Raw genomic sequence first — 19350 nt, 5'->3', positions numbered from 1 at the left:
TTAGTCTACAGCAAAGGGCAATTTAACTCAATCATTGGGGCAGATTTTTTATTTTTAAAGTGCGGTGGTTTTTTCTCGGATTTTTATAAATATTTCACAAAATCTCACCGCACTTGCTATTGTATTATGCCAATAAAAAAGCTACCCGAAGGTAGCTTTTAATTTTTAATGCTTAATTAATGCTGTGCATTATTTTCTAATGCGGGCTGATTTTCATCAAACTCTGGCAATGGTTTGTGTTCGCTTGCGATGTAAGTATAAATAACTGGCAAGATGAACAAGGTAAATAGCGTACCGATTGCTAGCCCTGCAACGATCACAATACCAATACTAAAGCGAGAAACCGCACCTGCGCCTGTGGCGTAGAGCAATGGGATTAAACCTGCGATCATTGCGGCTGTGGTCATCAAAATTGGACGTAAACGGACTGTGGCGGCGGCCATAATCGCTTCACGGCGGTTTTTGTGGTGATAAAGCTGCTCTTCTTTTGCTACTTCACACATTAAGATACCGTGCTTGGTGATTAAGCCCACAAGGGTAATTAATCCCACTTGCGAATAAATGTTCAAGGTTGCCCCTGCCACGCCAAGCAAGCTGAATAAATTCAAGGCGAATAATGCCCCACTCACCGCAAGCGGTACGGAAATCATAATCACTAATGGATCGCGGATAGATTCAAATTGAATCGCTAACACTAAGAAAATGATAATCACCGCAAGGGCAAAGGTTACCGCTAAAGCATTTCCTTCTTGTACTAACTGACGGGCTTCGCCTTTGAAGTCGTAGTTATAGCCTTGTGGTAAATCCTGATTCGCGGTGTCTTGTAACCATTTCACCACATCACCAATACTGGTGGTTGGTGACGGCACAGCGCCGATAATCGCCGAATTTAACTGGCTAAAGCGCGGTAATGAACTTGGTTGTGATTCAAGGGTTACAGTTAAGAAACTGCTTAACGGCACAGATTCACCATTGCTTGCTTTCACGAAGTAGTTATCCATACTTTCTGGCGCAAGGCGATCTTTACGTTTTACTTGCGAGATCACTTTATACGCACGGCCATCAATGTCCACACGAGTGATGGTTGCGGCAGAAAGATAGCTACCTAACGTCTGGCTAATTTGTTGCATTGATATGCCGTAAGTTCCCGCTTTCTCTTTATCAATGGTTACTTTCATTTGCGCAGTATCAAACTTCAACGCTAAAGTCGTGTACACAAACTGTCCAGAGTTTTTCATTTTATCAAGGAAAGCGCCTGCCACTTCAGCCAACTCTTTGTAATCTTTCGCCGTGCTAATCACAAAGCTCACTGGCGGGCCTTGTTCCCCAGTTTCAATTTCTGGGAAGGCAAAGCCACTCACTGAAATTTCTGGAATCGCTTGCGCTTTTTTGTTTAGCTCAGCTAATACTTCACTTTGTTTTCGGCTACGCTCTTTCCAATCTTTCAAGGTAACTACGTTAAGTGATTGGTTAGAGGCTGGCGCACCCGAAATAACCATAGAAAAGGCAACTTCATCAGTATTTTTTAAGATCTCTTCATAGCCTTTCATTGCCCCTTGTACATAATCCACATTGACATTTGCCGGCGCTGTACCCAAGGCAAGGAATGCACCTTTATCTTCCGCAGGGGTTAATTCACTGGAAAGGGAATTAAACAACATCGGCAAGGTGGCAAAAATCACTACGGCAAAGGCTAGCACGAATTTACGGCTATTCATCACGATACCAAGCACATATTCATAAGTGCGGGTCAATTTTCCTAAGGTATTTTCAATACGTTGCTCAAGTTTTGAGGGCTCGGTATGCGGTTTGAGTAATTTACTACTCATCATTGGCGAAAGGGTTAATGCCACAATCCCTGAAATAAATACCGCACCTGCAAGAGTGAGGGCGAATTCTTTAAACAATGAACCGGTAATCCCACTCATTAATGCCATTGGGGAATATACTGCAATCAAGGCGATAGTCATTGAAATAACTGGCGTTGCAATTTCTCTTGTACCGATGATCGCTGCACGGAACGGGGTTTCACCCAGTTTAATATGGCGATCCACATTTTCTAGCACCACAATGGCATCGTCCACCACCAAGCCGATAGCCAGAATTAAAGCCAGCAAGGTCATCAAGTTGATGGAGAAATCAAAGGCTTGCAGCATCATTATTACCCCGATCAAGGAAATCGGAATGGTAATAACGGGGATCAAAATAGCACGGAATGAACCGATAAATAACGTGATCACCACCAATACGATAATGGTTGCTTCTAAAATGGTTTTTACCACTTCGTCAATGGAGCTGTTAATTGCAATAGTGCGGTCGTAAAGAATATCCGTTTCAATACTATCAGGTAAATTACGTTTAATACTTTCATATAATGGACGAATATTTTCTGCCACCGTTAATGGGTTTGCCGTTGAGGCAGGATCAATGGCTAACACCACAGAATCTGAACCATTAGCCACCGCACGACTGTCATCGCTTTCTTTGTTTAATTCCACATCGGCAATATCACGCAAACGCACGAGGTTATCGCCTTTTGAATACACGATCAGATTTTGCAACTGCTCTACGGTTTTCGTGGTGGTTTCCACTTTGTTTTTATATACCGTGAAATAACCGTTATCATTCCCCGCGGCGGTTTGCACGTTATTTGCTGATAACGCCGCCATCACTTCTGGCGCAGAAAGATTTTGCGATGCCATTTTTTGCGGATCTAACCAAATACGCATTGCATATTGTGATGCCCCGAAAATTGACACTTTTGCCACCCCTTCTACGGTAAAGAACTGCGGTTTTACCACACGTTCAATATAGTCGGTAACTTGGCTTGCATCTAATTTGTTAGAACGGAAACTGATGTACATAATCCCCGATCCCCCAGTGGAAGACGTAATCGCAGGATCATCAATACCACTTGGTAAAGCAGAACGTACCGAGTTCACTTTCGCTAACACATCAGCCAGTGCAGCGTTTGGATCGGTGTTCAGTTTCATTTTTACCGTAATCGAAGACACATTTGGACGGCTTTCAGAGGACATATAATCAATATTATCTGCCTGCGCCACAGCTTCTTCTAATTTTGACGTAATAAAGGCTTGGATCAGATTGGCATCTGCCCCGGGGTAAGTGGTGGTAACATTAATTACCGTGGTGGTCATTTTAGGATATTCACGCACCGTCAATTTCGAAATGGCTTGCAGACCTAAAATCACAATCAGCAAGCTAATCGAAACCGCTAAAATGGGGCGACGAATAAATATATCTGTAAATTTCATTCGCTATTTCCTAATTAAAGATTGGTTTTCTTCACAGGTTCGCTTGTTCCCACGCCTGCTTTATCAGTAACAAACACTAAGCTGCCGTTACCGATGCGTTGCTGACCGCCTGTGATGATTAAATCACCCACTTTCACATCATCGCCTTTTAATTGGGCATAAATACCTTGGCGATCTTTGGTGAATACAGTGATTTGTTTGGCACGATAGACTTTATCAATATCATCTTTGTGCGGGAATTTATCGTTATCTAATAGCTTCTGTTTATCTTCATCAGAAAGTGCGGTTAAAACGTAGGCGATTTCTCCGTACATATTGTAGCTCACCGCCACTTGTGGCACGACAACTTGGTTGCGCTCTGTTGGCAAGGCAATGCGTAAACGGGTGAACATTCCTGACAATAATTTTTCGCCCTCAGGCTGATCAAAGGTCGCTTGCACATCAATTAAACCTGTTGAACCGTTAATTGCTGGCTCAATCGCGGTGATTTTTGCCCCAAAGGTTTCCCCTAAAAGGGCATCAGCCGTTGCGGTAACTTTTTGATCTAAGTGTAATTGCTCTAAGGAATTTTGTGCCACGGAGAAATCCACTTTCATTTGGCTACGATCTTCCACGCGTACAATTGGGCTGCCTAAAGTAACGTATTGTCCTACGTTCACTTTCACAATCCCCGCTACGCCATCAAAAGGCGCAACAATTTGGCGGCGTTCAATAGTAGCTTTTAACGCATCAATATTGGCCACTAAGGCATCGTAACTGGCTTTGGCATTATCCAATTCCTGCTGCGACACGCTTTTAGTTTTATAAAGATTGAGATAACGTTGATAGGTTTGTTTCACCGAAGAAAGCTGCGCTTGCGAAGCCGATAAATTTGCCTGTTCCACTGAGCTGTCTAACTGTACTAACACATCGCCTTTTTTCACGGCTTGGCCTGATTGCACCAACACGTTGGCAACTGTGCCTGCGGTTTGCGCACTTAGCATCGCCCCTTGATTTGGACGAACTAAGCCTGTGGTTTCAATCACTGGCGTCCATTCTCTCGCTTCTACTTTCATTGCGGTAACTGGGTTGGCGGTTTCTGGCATACTTGCCAAATATTGACCAATCATTTTTCCTTTAAAGATATTTGCCGCAATCATTGCAATAAAAATTAATGCCGCCACGATGAGGATCAACTTCACCCAAAAAACGTGCGAACGCTTTTGTGTTTTAGGTTGAACGGGTTGAGTATTAAGACTCATAAAAAAACTCCATAAAACAAAATCACTAAACTATTTTTGAATTGAGCGCCAAGTTCTTGCGATCACTTCTTCTAACATACCGTCTTTCATTTCAGTTTTGAAAAAGGCTTGATCTAAGGCCAGATTAATCGCACTTTCTAAACCTAATGAAAACAAAATCTTATGCGATAAATCGCATAGCACCCCAGCTTTCTTTGCCTTTTCACAAAAGGCATACCAAAGGCTTTCTGTTTCCAGCTCCGTACAGATTTCATAAAAATCAGGTAAGGACTGATATTGGCTTATATTCACCACAATCATTGGATTGTTTTGTAAATGATGCCAAATGTTCCACCACATTTGACGATATTGTTCAAAGTGCGGTTGGTTTTCATCGTAATTTTTTTCTAATTCCTTAGAAAAAAGGGTGAACACCCTGCGAGCAAATTCCTTTAGCAATTCTTCTTTACTTTTGAAGTAAATATAAATTGTTCCCGCAGAAATATTGGCTTCTTTGGCAATTTTGTGCATCGACAAATTGTGCAATCCACCTGCTGCCATCAGCCGTTCTGTGGCCAAAAAGATTTGCTCGGTCATCTCATTTTCAGATTGACGCATTAAAATAACCTTAAAAAAATTGAGAGAAAAAAGTACAAACAGTAAAAAGAATGGACTGAATGAACGTTCGTTCATTTTAATGATTTTTTATTTTAACGCAATAAATAAATCAAAAAATAAGCGAAAAAAAGCCACCTTTTGAAAGGTGGCTGATGAGATTTAGTATTTCAAATTTTACATTCCAATCAACACACAAGTGGTGATTGACTTCGCCTTTTCAAGCGTCTTTTGCGTTGTTGTGCGATCCCCCACCGGACCGATTACCACACGATTCCAATCTGCACTGCTATTTACACGCGCATTAAACCCAGCTAACACAAGTTTGGCTTGAATATTTTCTGCTTGATGACGATTTTTAAATGCGCCACATTGCAAGCCATATTTTTTCTCTCCGTTGGTATTTTTTGCGACTGCAGTTTCCACTTTCTTCGGCGCTTCTTCTTTTTTCACCGTTTCCGCTTTTTTACTTTCTTCTTTTACTTTCACGACAGGTTTTGTTTCTACCACCATAGGCTTGCTTTCCACCACGCTAGCTTTGGCTGGCTCTGGTTTTCTTGCGGCTTCTCTGGCTGCCTGTTCTTCGGCTTTCTTGCGTTCTTCAGCCTGTTTTAAGCGCGCGGCTTCGGCAGCCTTTTGCTCTTTTTCCATTTCGATTAGCACTTTTTTCTGCTCTTCTGTTAAACGCATATTTTTTTCCAAAGATTTTGGATTATCGTCCACAGGCACAGTGCGCGTTTCCAAGGCTTTAATATAGCTCCACACTTCTTCAGGGGGCGTTGGCAAGACGCTTTTTGGCGCTTTTTTCTCTGGCGTAGGCACAACAGGGGCAATTTCGTTAGATTTTTGCTTAAGAAAATATAATCCACCCGCAAATAGTGCGATCACTAATGCCACAATCGTTAAAACTACTGATTTATTTACTTTCTTTGCTTTCTTATTTGTTGCGCCAGATCGGCGAGAAACATAATCACGTTTAGCCACAATAACACCTTGTTTCCATTAAAAGTGCGGTCAAAATTTAGGATAAATTTACTCAATCAGTGGGAAATTTAACAATTATCCCCAACCATAATAAAAAATAACCGCAATTCTACTGAAAAATAGGGGTAATGGCTAGCAAGTTTTAACTTAAATCTAACGGATCCACATCTAAAATCCACCGCACTTGGTGAGCCTTTTGCGGAATATGCGGTTTAAATTGGCTTAACACTTGCTGTAGTTTTGCTTTGGAAGAATGTTGTAGCAATAACTGCCAACGGTAAAACCCTGCTTTTTTGCTAAATGGGGCTGGCAATGGGCCGTAAATTTGCAAGCCTGTAACATTTTGTTGTTGTAGCTGTTCGGCAATATGTTGTAAAAACTGCTCGGCTTCTTCGCTATGTCGGCTCTGCGCGCGAAATAAGGCCTGTGCGCTATAAGGCGGCAGCCCCATTTGTTGGCGTAAATGCAAGGCTTGCTGAGCAAATTCACCGTAGCCATCTTTTAACAAAGTGCGTAATAAGGGGTGATCGGGATAGTGCGTTTGCAGCACCACTTGCCCGTGTTTTTCACCGCGCCCCGCGCGCCCTGACACTTGCACATAAAGCTGAGCAAGCCGTTCTTCTGCACGAAAATCCAAAGAAAACAAGGCATTATCCACATTCATTAAGCCCACTAAGGTCACATTAGGAAAATGATGGCCTTTTGCGAGCATTTGCGTGCCGATTAAGATCTGGCTTTTGCCTTGCTGAATATCTTGCAAATGCTGTTCTAGCTTGCCTTTGCGCGCGGTACTATCGCGGTCAATACGCGTTACCACATAATCAGGGAAGCGTTGTTTTAGGGTTTCTTCCAGCTGTTCGGTGCCAAGTCCCGTGGTCATCAAATGGGTTGAACCACAATGCCCACATTGCATTGGAATGAGCTTTTGTGAGTTACAATGATGGCAGCGCAACACGCGTTGATGTTGATGATAAGTATAAGGCTTTTCGCAATGCTGACATTCGGCAATCCAACCGCATTCGTGGCAAAACAACACAGGCGCAAAACCACGGCGGTTTAAAAATAGCAACACTTGATTGCCTTGCTGTAAATGTTCCTGCATTTTGTTGGCAAGGGCATCTGACAAGCCATTTTGCATACGCTGATGTTTCAGGTCGATGACAAACTGTTGAAGTGCGGTGCTATTTCCTGCTCTTTTTTGCAAAATAATGTGCTGGTATTTGCCCAATTTCACGTTATTCAAGCTCTCAAGGCTTGGCGTTGCCGATCCTAATAAAATGGGAATATCCAACTGTTTGGCATACACCACGGCGAGATCCCGCGCGTGATAACGCCAACCCTCTTGCTGCTTGAAAGAACTGTCGTGTTCTTCATCAATCACGATCAAACCAAGATCGGCAAATTGGGTAAACAGTGCCGATCTCGTGCCAATAACCACCGCACTTTGTCCCGATTTTGCTCGTTGCCAAGCCTGCAAGCGTTGCGTATCGTTCAAATTAGAATGTAGCACATCAATTTCCACATTAAAACGTGCTTTAAAGCGTTGCACGGTTTGCGGGGTTAAGCCAATCTCAGGCACAAGCACCAACACTTGTCGCCCTTTTTTCAAGGTTTCTTCAATGCTTTGTAAATAGATTTCCGTTTTGCCCGAACCCGTTACGCCGTCAATCAACCACGCAGCAAAGCCTTGATGAAATAAAATTTGCCCTAGCGCCAACGCCTGTTCTTTATTTAAGCGATGTTTATTTTGCTCATTTACAATCGGCTGTTCAATATCTTGCCAAGGGCGAATTTCCGCTAGCTGTTCTTTTTCTACCACATAGCCTTTTTCTTTCAGGTTCTGCCAAATGCTCGCGGCAAAGGAATTCTGCCCTTTTTCCACAGGCTGTGCGGCCAATAATTGCAAGGCTTCTTGCTGTTTCTTCGCGCGTTTCAGCAAATTCTCACGCAAGGCTTGCTCGCCTAATTCTGTAATATGGAAAAAAACTTGCGAATTTTGCACCGCACTTTCGCCCTGCCGCAATTTCACTGGCAAGGCTTGGAATAAGGCTTCTCCCAAGGGCGCTTGATAATAATTCGCTGCCCAGTGAATGAGCTGCCACACAGGTTCGTTAAATAAATTTTGCTCATCTAGCACGCCCAAGATCCCTTTGAGCTGTTGTAGTTCAATCTCACTTTCCGTAGGAAAATCCACCACGATCCCCACTCGTTTTTGTGTTCCAAATGGCACAACCACGCGCCCGCCCACCACAGGGTTTAAACCTTCGGGCAGAAGATAATCAAAAAATTGGAACAACGGCACAGCCAGCGCCACTCGAACAAGTTTCATTATGCGAGCCTTAACAAACAAAAATTGCCCTTATTATAGCGGAATAATCTCGCCCCTTGAATATTCCTTTTTTTTCGGTATAATCTGCGGGCTTAAATGAAAGATCCTGCTTATGGCGATGTGTTATAAGCGTAATATTAACCACACTCGGTGCTAAATTCAGTTTTAGAGAGCGGAGTGGCTTCAAATTGAGGTTTTCTATGCAACAAGGTATTCACCCAGAATATAAAGAAATTACGGCAACTTGTTCTTGCGGTAATGTAATCAAAACGCGTTCAACTTTAGGTAAAGCTTTGAACTTAGATGTGTGCAGCAACTGCCACCCATTCTACACTGGTAAACAACGTGTTGTTGATACTGGTGGTCGTGTTGAACGCTTCAACAAACGCTTCAGCATTCCAAGCACAAAATAAGATTGTTGATGACAAAAAACCCTACGCAAGTAGGGTTTTTTTGTTGAGTAAAAATATGGATTGAGCAAACACAGGCAGCCTACCGATCACGTTCTTTTCAGCTCACTGCCTTATCTCACCTTAATCCTATATATCCTTTCTTAAAGACACCATCAGTTGGTCAATTTTAAAATTCTCGGTGTCGATAATTTCAAATTTATATTTGTCGTATAGCACAAAATCGGTTTTTTTCGGGATTTTGCGTAGCATATACATCATAAATCCGCCGATGGTTTCGTAGTTTTCCGCATCAGGGAAGGTTTCGATTTCTAAGGCTCGCATTACATCTTCCAAAGGGGTTGCGCCGTCAATCAGCCACGAACTTTCGTCACGGCGGACGATTTGCTCTTCTTCACTCGACACCAATTCGCCCATTACGATGCTCATCACATCATTTAAGGTAACAATACCCACCACTAAGGCATATTCATTGACGATTACGGCAAAATCTTCGCCCGCAGATTTAAACAATTCCAGCACTTCAAATAGGGATAAAGTATCAGGGATAAACAAGGGCTTACGCAGAATACGCTGATCTGTGAGAGAAACCTGCTGTTCTTGCAAATACAAGGTGAGCAAGCTGTGCGACTCAATGTAGCCTAAAATTTTATCTAGTCCATTATCACAAATCAGCAATTTAGAATGAGGGTTAGATTTAATGGTTGCTATCACTTTTTCGCGATCAAAAGTGCGGTCTAAAAAAACGATATTTTCACGCGTGGTCATTGTGGAAGTCACCGTGCGTTCTTGCATATCGAAAATATTTTCGATCAAATAATGTTCTTGCGCTTTTAGCACGCCCGCCTCAGCTCCTGCGTCCATCAGCGCCACAATATCTTCAGGGGTCAGGTTATCTTCTCGCACGGTAGAAATGCGAAATAAGCGAAATACACCGTTGGCAATAGCGTCAAACAGCCACACGATAGGCTTAAATAAGAAAATGCAGAATAGCATAATGCGTACGGTGCGCAATGCGACGGCTTCTGGATTGGTCATTGCAAGGCGTTTAGGAATCAGATCCGCCAGTAAAATAAACGCAATGGTTACAATGGCAAAAGACAACCAAGACGCGGCACTTTGCAACCATTCTGCGTGGCTATATTGGGCAAGTAATTTTTCCAGTACAGGACTAATGGCACTTTCGCCAATCACCCCACCTAAAATTGCCACCATATTCAAGCCAATTTGCACCACGGTGATAAATCGCCCCGGTTGCGCTTGCAGTTGTAGCACTAATCTTGCTCGCTCATCACCTTCATTTTCAAGACTTTGTAGCTTCAACTTTCTTGCCCCTGCGAGGGAAATTTCTGCGGAAGAAATCACCGCACTTATGCCAATTAAGGCAGCCAAACTTAATATTGCTTCAAATAATCCCATTTTTATTATCCTTAGACAAAAAATGGTGCATCACAAGATACACCACTTTCACCTTATTTTGATGCTTATCGTTCGCTATCAAACCACCCGCGCACGAATTGGATTGAGAAAAACAGCGTAATCAACAAGAAGAAGTAAAACACATAAGACAAAATCGGGTAAGATGCACCTTCATCTAAGGTCACTTCTTTGATTGATGTGGCATTACGGAACTCATCAAATAACACCAAACGCCAACCATAATATTTCACTTGCACCAATTTATGTTCCACCGCAAAACTTTGCGCTTTGGCTTGTAAATCTGCCGAACCAAATTTGAAATAGAACGGAAAGCCCCAGCGTGTATCTTCATTGCGATACACCATTACCTTATCTTCATTCGGTTTTTGTGTATAAATGTAATACACATCACGAGTTGGGCCGTCTGCTGGATTTGATTTCGTGATTGGGCCATCTTTGTCCACACGTTTTACTTCCACCCCAGTAACGCGCGTTACGTCATAATGTGGGGTAACGTAGTTCACTAGGGCAAACAAAAAACCGTGGAATAAAAAGATGATCAAAATAAAAAAATATTTAAAAAAGCGGCGCATTGTGTCTTCCTCCTGCTAAAGTAATTCTTTAGTGATGCTTTATTGTACCTGAATTTTGAACAAACGCTCAAAATTTTGTGTGGTGATTTGGGCAAATTCCTCGCTAGAAAGCCCTTTTAAGGTTGCCACATAATCGCATACTTCGCGGGTATAAGCTGGTTGATTTTGTTTGCCGCGATAAGGCACAGGCGCAAGATAAGGGCTGTCGGTTTCCACCAGCAGGCGATCTAACGGCACTTGACGCACCACTTCACGCAGTTCTTCCGCATTTCTAAAGGTAATAATGCCTGAAATGGAAATGTAAAACCCGAGATCAAGGGCTTGTTTTGCCATTTCCCAATTTTCCGTAAAACAATGCAAAACACCACCGCACTTTTGTGCATTATTTTCTTTCAACAATGCAATGGTATCTTCTCTTGCGGCGCGCGTATGCACAATAATCGGCTTGTTTAACGCATTCGCCACGCCAATTTGGGCGGCAAACACCGATTGCTGTTGAGCTTTATTTTCCACACTGTAATAATAATCCAAGCCCATTTCCCCAATAGCGATAACTTTATCGTCTTGCGCCAATTTTAACAGGCGCTCAGCGTCAAAGGGTTCATCATCTAAATCTAACGGGTGAACACCGCAAGCCAGCGAAATTTCAGAAAACGGCTTTAAGGTATCGTACATTTGCTCAAAACGTTTTAAGGTTACCCCCACCGCAAGCAAATGCTGCACGCCACGTTGCTTGGCTTTTTGCACCACATCGGCGACATTTTGGTGTAAGTTTTCATAATCTAATGCGTCTAAATGACAATGACTATCTACAATAAACATTTTACTTTCCTAATGATTTTGTTCGGGTTCAAAAACCTCTGTAATCAGGCGTGTTAAGCCATCAAGCAAGATAATTTCTTGATTCACGCCATTAATTTGTAATAAATCCGACCGCACTTGTTGCATAATTTGGCTGGCTTTTAGCAACCCTTGCGCGCTCTGCCTTTGATTAAAACGAGCAATGGCTTGCAGAAAATCTGCCTGCACCCACTGCTCAGGCACATTCAGCTTCATTTTCAACGCATCACGCAAAAAGGCACTGAGCCAATCTAACTGCTGAAATAAAATCTCTTTTTCAAAGTGCGGTAATAATTCCAGCGGTGAACGGCGCATATAAAACTGCCAAAATTGGCGTAACAACTGCTTGCGTTTTTCCAATAATCCTTGCTGTAACATATCCAACGCGGAAAGAGGGCGACCGTGCGAAACCTCAAGTGCGGTGCGAATTTCTTCGATTTTTCCTACATTCTGTGTCTCTAGCCAAGTCAAAGCTTCCACTTCAGGCGGATTTGGAATAAGCCAAGGTTGGCTACGGCTATAAATGGTCGCTAACAAACTGGCAGAAAGATCTGCTTGAAGCAGGAAATAAGTTTGCTCAGTGGGTTCTTCCAAGGTTTTCAGCAACGCATTCGCGGCAGATTCCGTCAGGCGATCCACTTGTCTAATCATGACAACTTTATTGCCACCCTGCTGTGAACGCTGCGCAACTTTTTCATTCACTTCTCGCACTTGGTCAATGCCAATATCCTTATTTTCAATCGGTTCAAGCAGATAAAAATCAGGGTGATTGCCTGCATTAAACAGCTGACAACTATGGCACGCGCCACAAGGTTGGTTGCCCTTTGGCGATTGACACATTAACCATTCCGCCACGCCACGCACCAGCTCATCGTCGCCAATGCCCTGCTCTGTTTTAAACAGCAAGGCGTGATGACCATAGCCCTGTTCAAAGGCGTTGATGATTTTGTCGTAATAAGGTTGCAACCAAGGATAACGTAACATAAGTTTTATTGATGATTTTTAACGAAATTTTGCACCGCACTTTGAATATCGGCACGCACTTGTTCAATGGGCTGTTCCGCATTGATGATAACTGCTTTCGGATCATCTTTCACCAATGCCAAATAACGCGCTCGCGTACGTTGGAAAAAGGCGATTTCCTGCTGCTCAATACGATCCAACTCGCCACGCCCTCTGGCACGCGCCAAACCGATTTCAGGATCGAGATCTAAGTATAACGTGAGATCAGGCGAGAAATCCCCTAACACCGTTTGCTTTAAGCTTTGCAACAGTTGTGCATCAATTTGTCGCCCGCCTCCTTGATAGGCTTGGGAAGATAAATCGTGGCGATCGGCCACCACCCATTTGCCTGCAGCAAGGGCGGGTTTAATCACATTTTCCACCAGCTGAATACGCGCAGCATAAAGCATTAACAGTTCCGCTTTATCGGTTACGGGTTCTTCCGTTTCATATTTGATCAAATGGCGTAATTTTTCCGCCAACGGCGTGCCACCGGGTTCACGGGTAAACACCACATCGTCAATGCCTTCGCGAGCTAGCACTTCCACAATAGCATCACGCGCGGTGGTTTTGCCTGCCCCTTCTAGCCCTTCGATCACAATAAATTTGCCAGTCATATTATTTCCCACTTTTTTGTTGGCGATACCAACGCAGATATTCTTGCACTGCTTGATTGTGTTGCTGTAAGTTTTTGCTGAATTTATGTCCGCCCGTGCCATCGGCCACGAAATATAAAAATTCCGTTTTCTCAGGGTGTGCCACGGCCTGCAAGGCGCTTTCTGTTGGCATTGCAATTGGCGTAGGCGGCAAGCCGTCAATCACATAGGTGTTGTATGGCGTGGCTTCTTCCAAATCCTTACGACGAATATTACCATTATAACGCTCACCCATTCCGTAAATCACGGTTGGGTCAGTTTGCAATTTCATCTTTTTATTCAAGCGGTTAATAAACACTGACGCCACTTTGCCGCGCTCATCATTCAATGCAGTTTCACGCTCAACAATAGAAGCTAAAATCAGCATTTCATAGGCATTTTTTAGCGGTAAATTGGCATCGCGCGCTGCCCACGTTTTTTCTAATAAGGCTTTCATACGCTCTGCCGCTCGTTTCAATAATGCCAGATCGCTCGATTTCGGTGTATAGCTATAAGTATCAGGATATAACCAGCCTTCAATTTTATGCGGTAAATCCGCCGGCAAATCCAATAATTGATAAATTTCTTCTTCCGTTTTATCCGCCAAAGTTTGTTGCAAATAAGGGGCTTTCGCCAGCGTTTTACGCCAGGTTTTGAAGGTATCCCCTTCTAAAAAACGCACATTCAGTTGCACTTCCTTACCGCTGTTTAAACGTTGCAACAAATCCGCCACCGTCTTCACACCCTCAAGGGAATAGGTCCCCGCCTTGATTTTATTTAACTCGGGCTTGAGCTTTAACAACCACGGCAAATAGGTGGCATCATCAACCAGCTTTTCTTGCTCCAACAGCTTCGCTAATTTCGCCCCCGTTGTGCCACGCTCCACCGTTAATAATTGCTCCGCCTGCACATTCACAGGGTGCTGCACCCATTGCGTTAAGTGCTGATAACCCCAAAGCGCCGCCCCACCAATCAAGAGCAACAAAAACAAAAGAAAAAGGAAAAATTTTTTCATCATCGATCCATCATCAAAAAATTGAGGGCAAGTGTATCACAGACAGGCAAATTTTCAGAATGTTATGAAAAAACAAGAATAGGGTAAAAACAAAGTGCGGTGGAAAAATTCATAAAATTTCCACCGCACTTTTCTTTTTTCGTTAAGCTTAAAATTCAAAGCCTAGCAAATGATTAATACAAAACCCTTGCACGAATTGTGCCGTTAATTTCGCGCAGTTGTTGTAAGAGTTGTGAGCAGTCATCGGTTTCTACGTCAATAACCACATAACCAATTTTCGGGTCGGTTTGTAGGTATTGGGCGGCGATGTTGATATTTGCACCGACAAAAATTTGGTTGATTTGGTTTAACACACCTGGGCGGTTTTCGTGAATGTGCAACAAGCGTTTTGTTCCGCTATGCCCAGGCAAGGACACTTCAGGGAAATTCACAGCAGAAAGTGTTGAGCCGTTGTCGGAATATTTCACAAATTTGCTTGCCACTTCCGTACCGATATTTTCTTGGGCTTCCACCGTTGAGCCACCAATATGTGGGGTGAGAATTACGTTATCTAAACCGCGTAACGGTGATACAAATTCTTCATTGATAGAAGCGGGTTCAACAGGGAACACATCTAACGCTGCCCCTCGCAATTTGCCCGCTTTTAGGGCTTGTGCTAGGGCATCAATATCCACCACCATACCACGGGCGGCGTTAATTAAAATGCTTCCCTCTTTAAGCTGGGCGATACGCTCGGCATTCATTAAATTTTTCGTAGAGGCATTTTCAGGCACGTGCAAAGAAATCACATCGCTATTGGCGAGCAATTCTTCCAAGGTACCCACTTGCTGCGCGTTACCCAATGGCAATTTGGTTTCAACATCATAAAAATAGACATTCATACCTAGTGATTCCGCAATGATACTGAGCTGTGAGCCAATATGTCCGTAGCCAACAATCCCTAATTTTTTCCCCCGCACTTCGTTAGAACCTGATGCAGATTTGTTCCATAAACCACGATGCACTTCGGCGTTAGCTTGCGGGACATTACGCATTAAGAGCAAAATTTCGCCTAATACCAGCTCTGCCACCGAGCGAGTATTAGAAAATGGGGCATTGAACACGGGGATACCACGCATTTTCGCCGCTTCAAGATCCACTTGGTTTGTGCCGATACAAAAACAGCCCACGGCGATGAGTTTGTTGGCACATTCCAATACATCAGCAGTTAAGTGCGTGCGTGAACGAATACCTAAGAAATGCGCATCTTTGATCACTTCTTTTAATTCTTCTGGCTCAAGGGCTTTTTTATGATATTCAATATTGGTATAGCCTGCGGCATTTAGCACATCAACGGCATTTTTATGTACGCCCTCAAGCAGTACAAATTTAATTTTAGACTTATCCAGTGAAACTTTGGTTGTCATTTTGCTCTCCATAATCAAAAATTATTCAATAATTTCTGTACCTTGTGGTGTGCCGACAATTACAATATCCGCACCACGCAAGGCAAAAATTCCGTTGGTAACCACACCTGCCACGTTATTTAAGGTTTTTTCCATTTCGATTGGATTTAAAATTGGGAAATTATAGACATCTAAAATCACGTTGCCGTTATCGGTTACCACACCTTCACGGTATTCTGGTGCGCCACCAAGGCTGACCAATTTACGCCCCACCTGCGAGCGCGCCATTGGGATCACTTCCACCGGCAAAGCAAAGGTTGAGCCTAGCACGTCCACTTGTTTGCTTTGATCCACAATGCAGATAAATTTTTTCGCCAGTGCCGCAACAATTTTTTCTCGCGTTAATGCTGCACCGCCCCCTTTGATCATCATTTTTTGTGGGTTGATTTCATCAGCGCCATCAACATAAATATCCAAACTTGACACTTCATTGGCACTAAATACTTCAATGCCTTGTTTTCTCAACAATTCTTCTGATGCTTTAGAGGCCGCCACAGCCCCTTTAATTTCATCTTTCATTGCACCAAGGGCTTCAATAAAACAATTTACCGTTGAGCCACTGCCCACGCCCACAATCGTATCTGGTTTAACATATTGCAATGCCGCTTGTGCAGCTTGCTTTTTCATTGCGAGTTGATCCATATTCTTTCCCTTCATTGATAAAATCAGTGTTCAAATTTGCTATAAGTAAACGTTTGCGAATAAGGCATCTACTTTAATCCCATTCACGGGCAGATACAAGCCCTATTCGGGTAAAAACTCTGTTAACAATTCGTTTAAAAACAACTTACCTTGCTCGGTGATTTGCCAAGTGCGGTGGTTTTCTTGAATATATTTTTGTGATTTAGCCCAATCAATTTGTTTTGCGATCACATCACAGGATAATCCCGTCAAATTCTCAAACTCAATTTTGGGCACAGGTTCAAGCAAGCGAAAACGGTTCATAAAGAATTCAAAAGGACGCTCATTAAGGGAGATTGGCTTTTCTTCATATAAATATTCCCCACGCATATAGCCTTTCGGGTGCTTAGTTTTAGAAAAACGCAAAATATCGCCATTCGGGAAAGTCAATTTTCCGTGCGCACCACAGCCTATTGCCAAATAATCGCCAAAGCGCCAATAATTCAGGTTATGGCGACACTGATCACCGGCTTTGGCATAGGCAGAGGTTTCATATTGCCCATAGCCTGCTTGGCTTAAAAGCTGATGACCTTGCTCGAAAATATCCCATAGCGCGTCATCATCAGGCAATGTAGGCGGACGATAGGCGAACATTGTATTTGGCTCAATGGTGAGCTGATACCAAGAAAGATGGCTCGGCTCAAGGGCAATAGCTTGACGCAAATCATCTAGCGCTTCCGTCAATGTTTGATTTGGTAAGCCATGCATTAAATCTAAATTAATGCGTTTAAAGCCCGCATCTTTTGCCATTTGCACCGCGCTTTTGGCTTCCTCAGAATTATGAATGCGCCCTAAGCGTTGCAATTTTTCATCATCAAAACTTTGTATGCCTAAAGAAAGGCGATTTACCCCAGCTTCCACATAGCCTGCAAAACGGCTCGCTTCTGCCGTGCCGGGGTTGGCTTCTAAGGTGATTTCAATATTTGGCGCAAAGGGAATTTGCTGTTCAATCCCTTGCAATAAGTGTGCAATGCCTTGTGCTGAAAATAAACTCGGCGTGCCACCGCCAATAAAAATGGAATGTAGCGTTCGCTCACCAATACTTGCTTGATAGCGCGCTAGATCTTGGCGTAAATCAGCCAACAAATGCGCGATATATTCCTGTTCGGGAATGCCGCCTTTTTGCGCGTGGGAATTGAAATCGCAATAAGGGCATTTTTGTACGCACCAAGGAATATGTACATAAAGGCTCAATGGCGGAAAAAGCGGCGGAAAAACTTGCATTATTTTGACCGCTCTTTGGCTTGCAAGCGTGCTTTTAACACGCCTAATGCACGTGCGCGATGTGAGATTTGTTTCTTCTCTGGCGTATCAAGCTCGGCAAAAGTGCGGTCTTTTTCAGGATAGAAAAATAGACTGTCATAACCAAAACCATTTTCACCTTTTTCTTCAAAAGTGATTTCACCTGCGCATTCCCCCTCCGCAATAATCGGTGAAGGATCGGTTTCGTGTTGCAATAATACAATGCAGCTAACAAACTTGGCTTGGCGTTCGCTGGCTGGCACATTAGCTAATTTTTGTAATAACTTTTTACGATTTTCAGCATCGGCTTGCTCGCCATCAACACTTGCGTAACGAGCGGAATATAGCCCTGGCTCACCATTGAGTGCATTCACCACTAATCCGCTATCATCAGCAATGGCGGGCAAACCTGACATTTTGGCTGCATAACGCGCTTTCAACAAGGCATTTTCCACAAAAGTTAAGCCTGTTTCTTCGGGGCTTTCAATGCCTAAATCCGTTTGTGCGATCACCTCAAAGCCAAAATCTGCTAGCACATCGGCCATTTCGCGCACTTTGCCTTGATTGCCCGTAGCAAGCACAATTTTTTGTTTCATTGTTGCTCCTTATAAAATAAAAAAGGGCGACCACTAAGTCGCCCTTGTAACACTCATTGAGTAGAAACCAGATTATGATCTCCATTCAGCGATAATATGTTTACGCCATATACTTAGTGTGATTAGTATAGTGCATTTTAATTGTGATCTCTATTTGCCATCTTCACTAAATGATAAAGGATCGATACGTTCTCTGTTTTTTTCTAATGTTGCTTTCCCAATGCCTTGAACCTCTAACAGCTGTTCTACTGCGGTAAATTTGCCGTGTTTTTCACGATAATCAACAATTGCTTCAGCTTTTTTCGCACCAATACCAACCAACGAACGTTGAATATCGCTCGCTGTAGCGGTATTGATATTCAATTTTTCCCCAATAAAAGATTCCTCTTTGATTGTATCCGTCAAAACTTGAGCGGTACTAGAACTGACTTTTTCATTTAGTTGAGGTTGACCCACAACAGAAAAGCTACTTAACAAGCCTATAGATAACAATAAAGAAGATAGAACTGTCTTAATTTTCATTACGGTTTTCCTTATTCATAGAAACAAAAAAGTATAAATACTGAATAAATCAGCAGTGATACTTTGCATCTCAATACAAAAACTCGCAAGAAAAGCACCGCTCTTTTACGATCACGATCGTAAAAATAAACGGAATAAATAAGGTAATTTGATATAAGAAGGTGCAAAAAATAAAAAAGTGAAATCTATTTTTGATAGCTTAACAAGTCATAATAAACACGTTCGGCTTAGATTGTTTAAAAAAGAAAAGGTAATGATATTTCTATCATTGCCTTTGCTTATTCTTGGGAGGAGAGGGCATTACTTATTTTATCTTCCAAAACCTTGCCCTCAATCTTGTACTCGTAAGCTCTCTGACATTGTGCTTTGCTTTTTTTTTACTCGTTCTCCCATTAATCTGATTTATTCATCAAGTTTTGCTATTGTAATCGCGCTTGACATTAACAATGTGCAAAATACTGCCCTTTAATAGATTTTTCATACTAAAAGCCAAAAAATATGGAAGCATAGGAATACAAAAACTCTGA

17 protein-coding genes are annotated in these 19350 nt (G+C 42.8%); 1 reads left to right on the top strand and 16 read right to left on the bottom strand.

Translation table 11 applies throughout. The features are described 5' to 3' along the window. Window positions 1-176 precede the first annotated feature (176 nt). From acrB to priA, 5 genes are all read right to left on the bottom strand, one after another. Window positions 177-3275: a multidrug efflux RND transporter permease subunit AcrB gene (acrB, locus tag ELZ61_RS02935; protein ID WP_126371308.1), complete on the bottom strand. Its 3099-nt coding sequence runs from the start codon at window positions 3273-3275 to the stop codon at window positions 177-179. Window positions 3276-3289: 14 nt separating this feature from the next. Beyond that, a complete protein-coding gene (gene acrA, locus ELZ61_RS02930) occupies window positions 3290-4516 on the bottom strand; it encodes a multidrug efflux RND transporter periplasmic adaptor subunit AcrA (RefSeq protein WP_115248511.1) in 1227 nt (408 codons plus the stop codon). Window positions 4517-4546: 30 nt separating this feature from the next. Next, on the bottom strand, window positions 4547-5113 hold the full coding sequence (locus ELZ61_RS02925; protein WP_126371306.1) for a TetR/AcrR family transcriptional regulator: 567 nt from the start codon (window positions 5111-5113) through the stop codon (window positions 4547-4549). Window positions 5114-5287: 174 nt separating this feature from the next. Further along, window positions 5288-6094 (bottom strand): cell division protein FtsN, encoded by an 807-nt coding sequence (gene ftsN, locus ELZ61_RS02920; protein ID WP_126371304.1) that lies wholly within the window; start codon window positions 6092-6094, stop codon window positions 5288-5290. Window positions 6095-6236: 142 nt separating this feature from the next. After that, a complete protein-coding gene (priA, locus tag ELZ61_RS02915) occupies window positions 6237-8423 on the bottom strand; it encodes a primosomal protein N' (RefSeq protein WP_126371302.1) in 2187 nt (728 codons plus the stop codon). Window positions 8424-8623: 200 nt separating this feature from the next. Here priA and rpmE point away from each other — a divergent pair, with 200 nt between their 5' ends. Then, window positions 8624-8836: a 50S ribosomal protein L31 gene (rpmE, locus tag ELZ61_RS02910; RefSeq protein ID WP_126371300.1), complete on the top strand. Its 213-nt coding sequence runs from the start codon at window positions 8624-8626 to the stop codon at window positions 8834-8836. Window positions 8837-8962: 126 nt separating this feature from the next. Here the strand turns inward: rpmE and paeA are convergent, their stop codons facing one another. The 11 genes from paeA to ELZ61_RS02855 form a co-directional block, all read right to left on the bottom strand. Beyond that, complete coding sequence (gene paeA / locus ELZ61_RS02905; protein ID WP_126371298.1) at window positions 8963-10252, bottom strand: polyamine export protein PaeA; 1290 nt, start codon at window positions 10250-10252, stop codon at window positions 8963-8965. 65 nt (window positions 10253-10317) lie between these two features. Beyond that, window positions 10318-10845, bottom strand: coding sequence for a DUF1523 family protein (locus ELZ61_RS02900; RefSeq protein ID WP_103854264.1), 528 nt, complete (start codon window positions 10843-10845; stop codon window positions 10318-10320). Between the two features lie 39 nt (window positions 10846-10884). After that, on the bottom strand, window positions 10885-11667 hold the full coding sequence (locus tag ELZ61_RS02895; RefSeq protein WP_126371296.1) for a TatD family hydrolase: 783 nt from the start codon (window positions 11665-11667) through the stop codon (window positions 10885-10887). Window positions 11668-11676: 9 nt separating this feature from the next. After that, the gene (locus tag ELZ61_RS02890; protein WP_126371293.1) at window positions 11677-12669 is read right to left on the bottom strand and encodes a DNA polymerase III subunit delta'; all 993 of its coding nucleotides are present in this window, start codon (window positions 12667-12669) and stop codon (window positions 11677-11679) included. A 5-nt stretch (window positions 12670-12674) separates the two neighbouring features. Beyond that, window positions 12675-13304 (bottom strand): dTMP kinase, encoded by a 630-nt coding sequence (gene tmk, locus ELZ61_RS02885; protein WP_126371291.1) that lies wholly within the window; start codon window positions 13302-13304, stop codon window positions 12675-12677. Window position 13305: 1 nt separating this feature from the next. Further along, entirely contained in the window at window positions 13306-14337 is a 1032-nt protein-coding gene (gene mltG / locus ELZ61_RS02880; protein WP_126373561.1) for an endolytic transglycosylase MltG, read from the bottom strand. Window positions 14338-14510: 173 nt separating this feature from the next. Next, complete coding sequence (gene serA / locus ELZ61_RS02875) at window positions 14511-15743, bottom strand: phosphoglycerate dehydrogenase (RefSeq protein WP_126371289.1); 1233 nt, start codon at window positions 15741-15743, stop codon at window positions 14511-14513. A 21-nt stretch (window positions 15744-15764) separates the two neighbouring features. Further along, window positions 15765-16424, bottom strand: a complete 660-nt coding sequence (gene rpiA / locus ELZ61_RS02870; RefSeq protein ID WP_126371287.1) for a ribose-5-phosphate isomerase RpiA — start codon at window positions 16422-16424, stop codon at window positions 15765-15767. 102 nt (window positions 16425-16526) lie between these two features. Further along, a complete protein-coding gene (hemW, locus tag ELZ61_RS02865; RefSeq protein WP_126371285.1) occupies window positions 16527-17687 on the bottom strand; it encodes a radical SAM family heme chaperone HemW in 1161 nt (386 codons plus the stop codon). Beyond that, window positions 17687-18301 carry an RdgB/HAM1 family non-canonical purine NTP pyrophosphatase gene (gene rdgB, locus ELZ61_RS02860; protein ID WP_126371283.1) on the bottom strand — a complete coding sequence of 205 codons (615 nt, stop codon included), beginning with the start codon at window positions 18299-18301 and terminating at the stop codon, window positions 17687-17689. The genes hemW and rdgB overlap by 1 nt, the downstream gene beginning before the upstream one ends. Before the next feature lie 150 nt (window positions 18302-18451). Continuing rightward, complete coding sequence (locus ELZ61_RS02855; RefSeq protein ID WP_126371281.1) at window positions 18452-18823, bottom strand: ComEA family DNA-binding protein; 372 nt, start codon at window positions 18821-18823, stop codon at window positions 18452-18454. Window positions 18824-19350: the final 527 nt, after the last annotated feature.

It is taken from the genome of Avibacterium volantium (assembly GCF_900635775.1).
GTDB lineage: Bacteria > Pseudomonadota > Gammaproteobacteria > Enterobacterales > Pasteurellaceae > Avibacterium > Avibacterium volantium.
The sequence above is the reverse complement of the archived record's forward strand: the minus strand, read 5'-3'. Positions and strand labels throughout refer to the sequence as shown.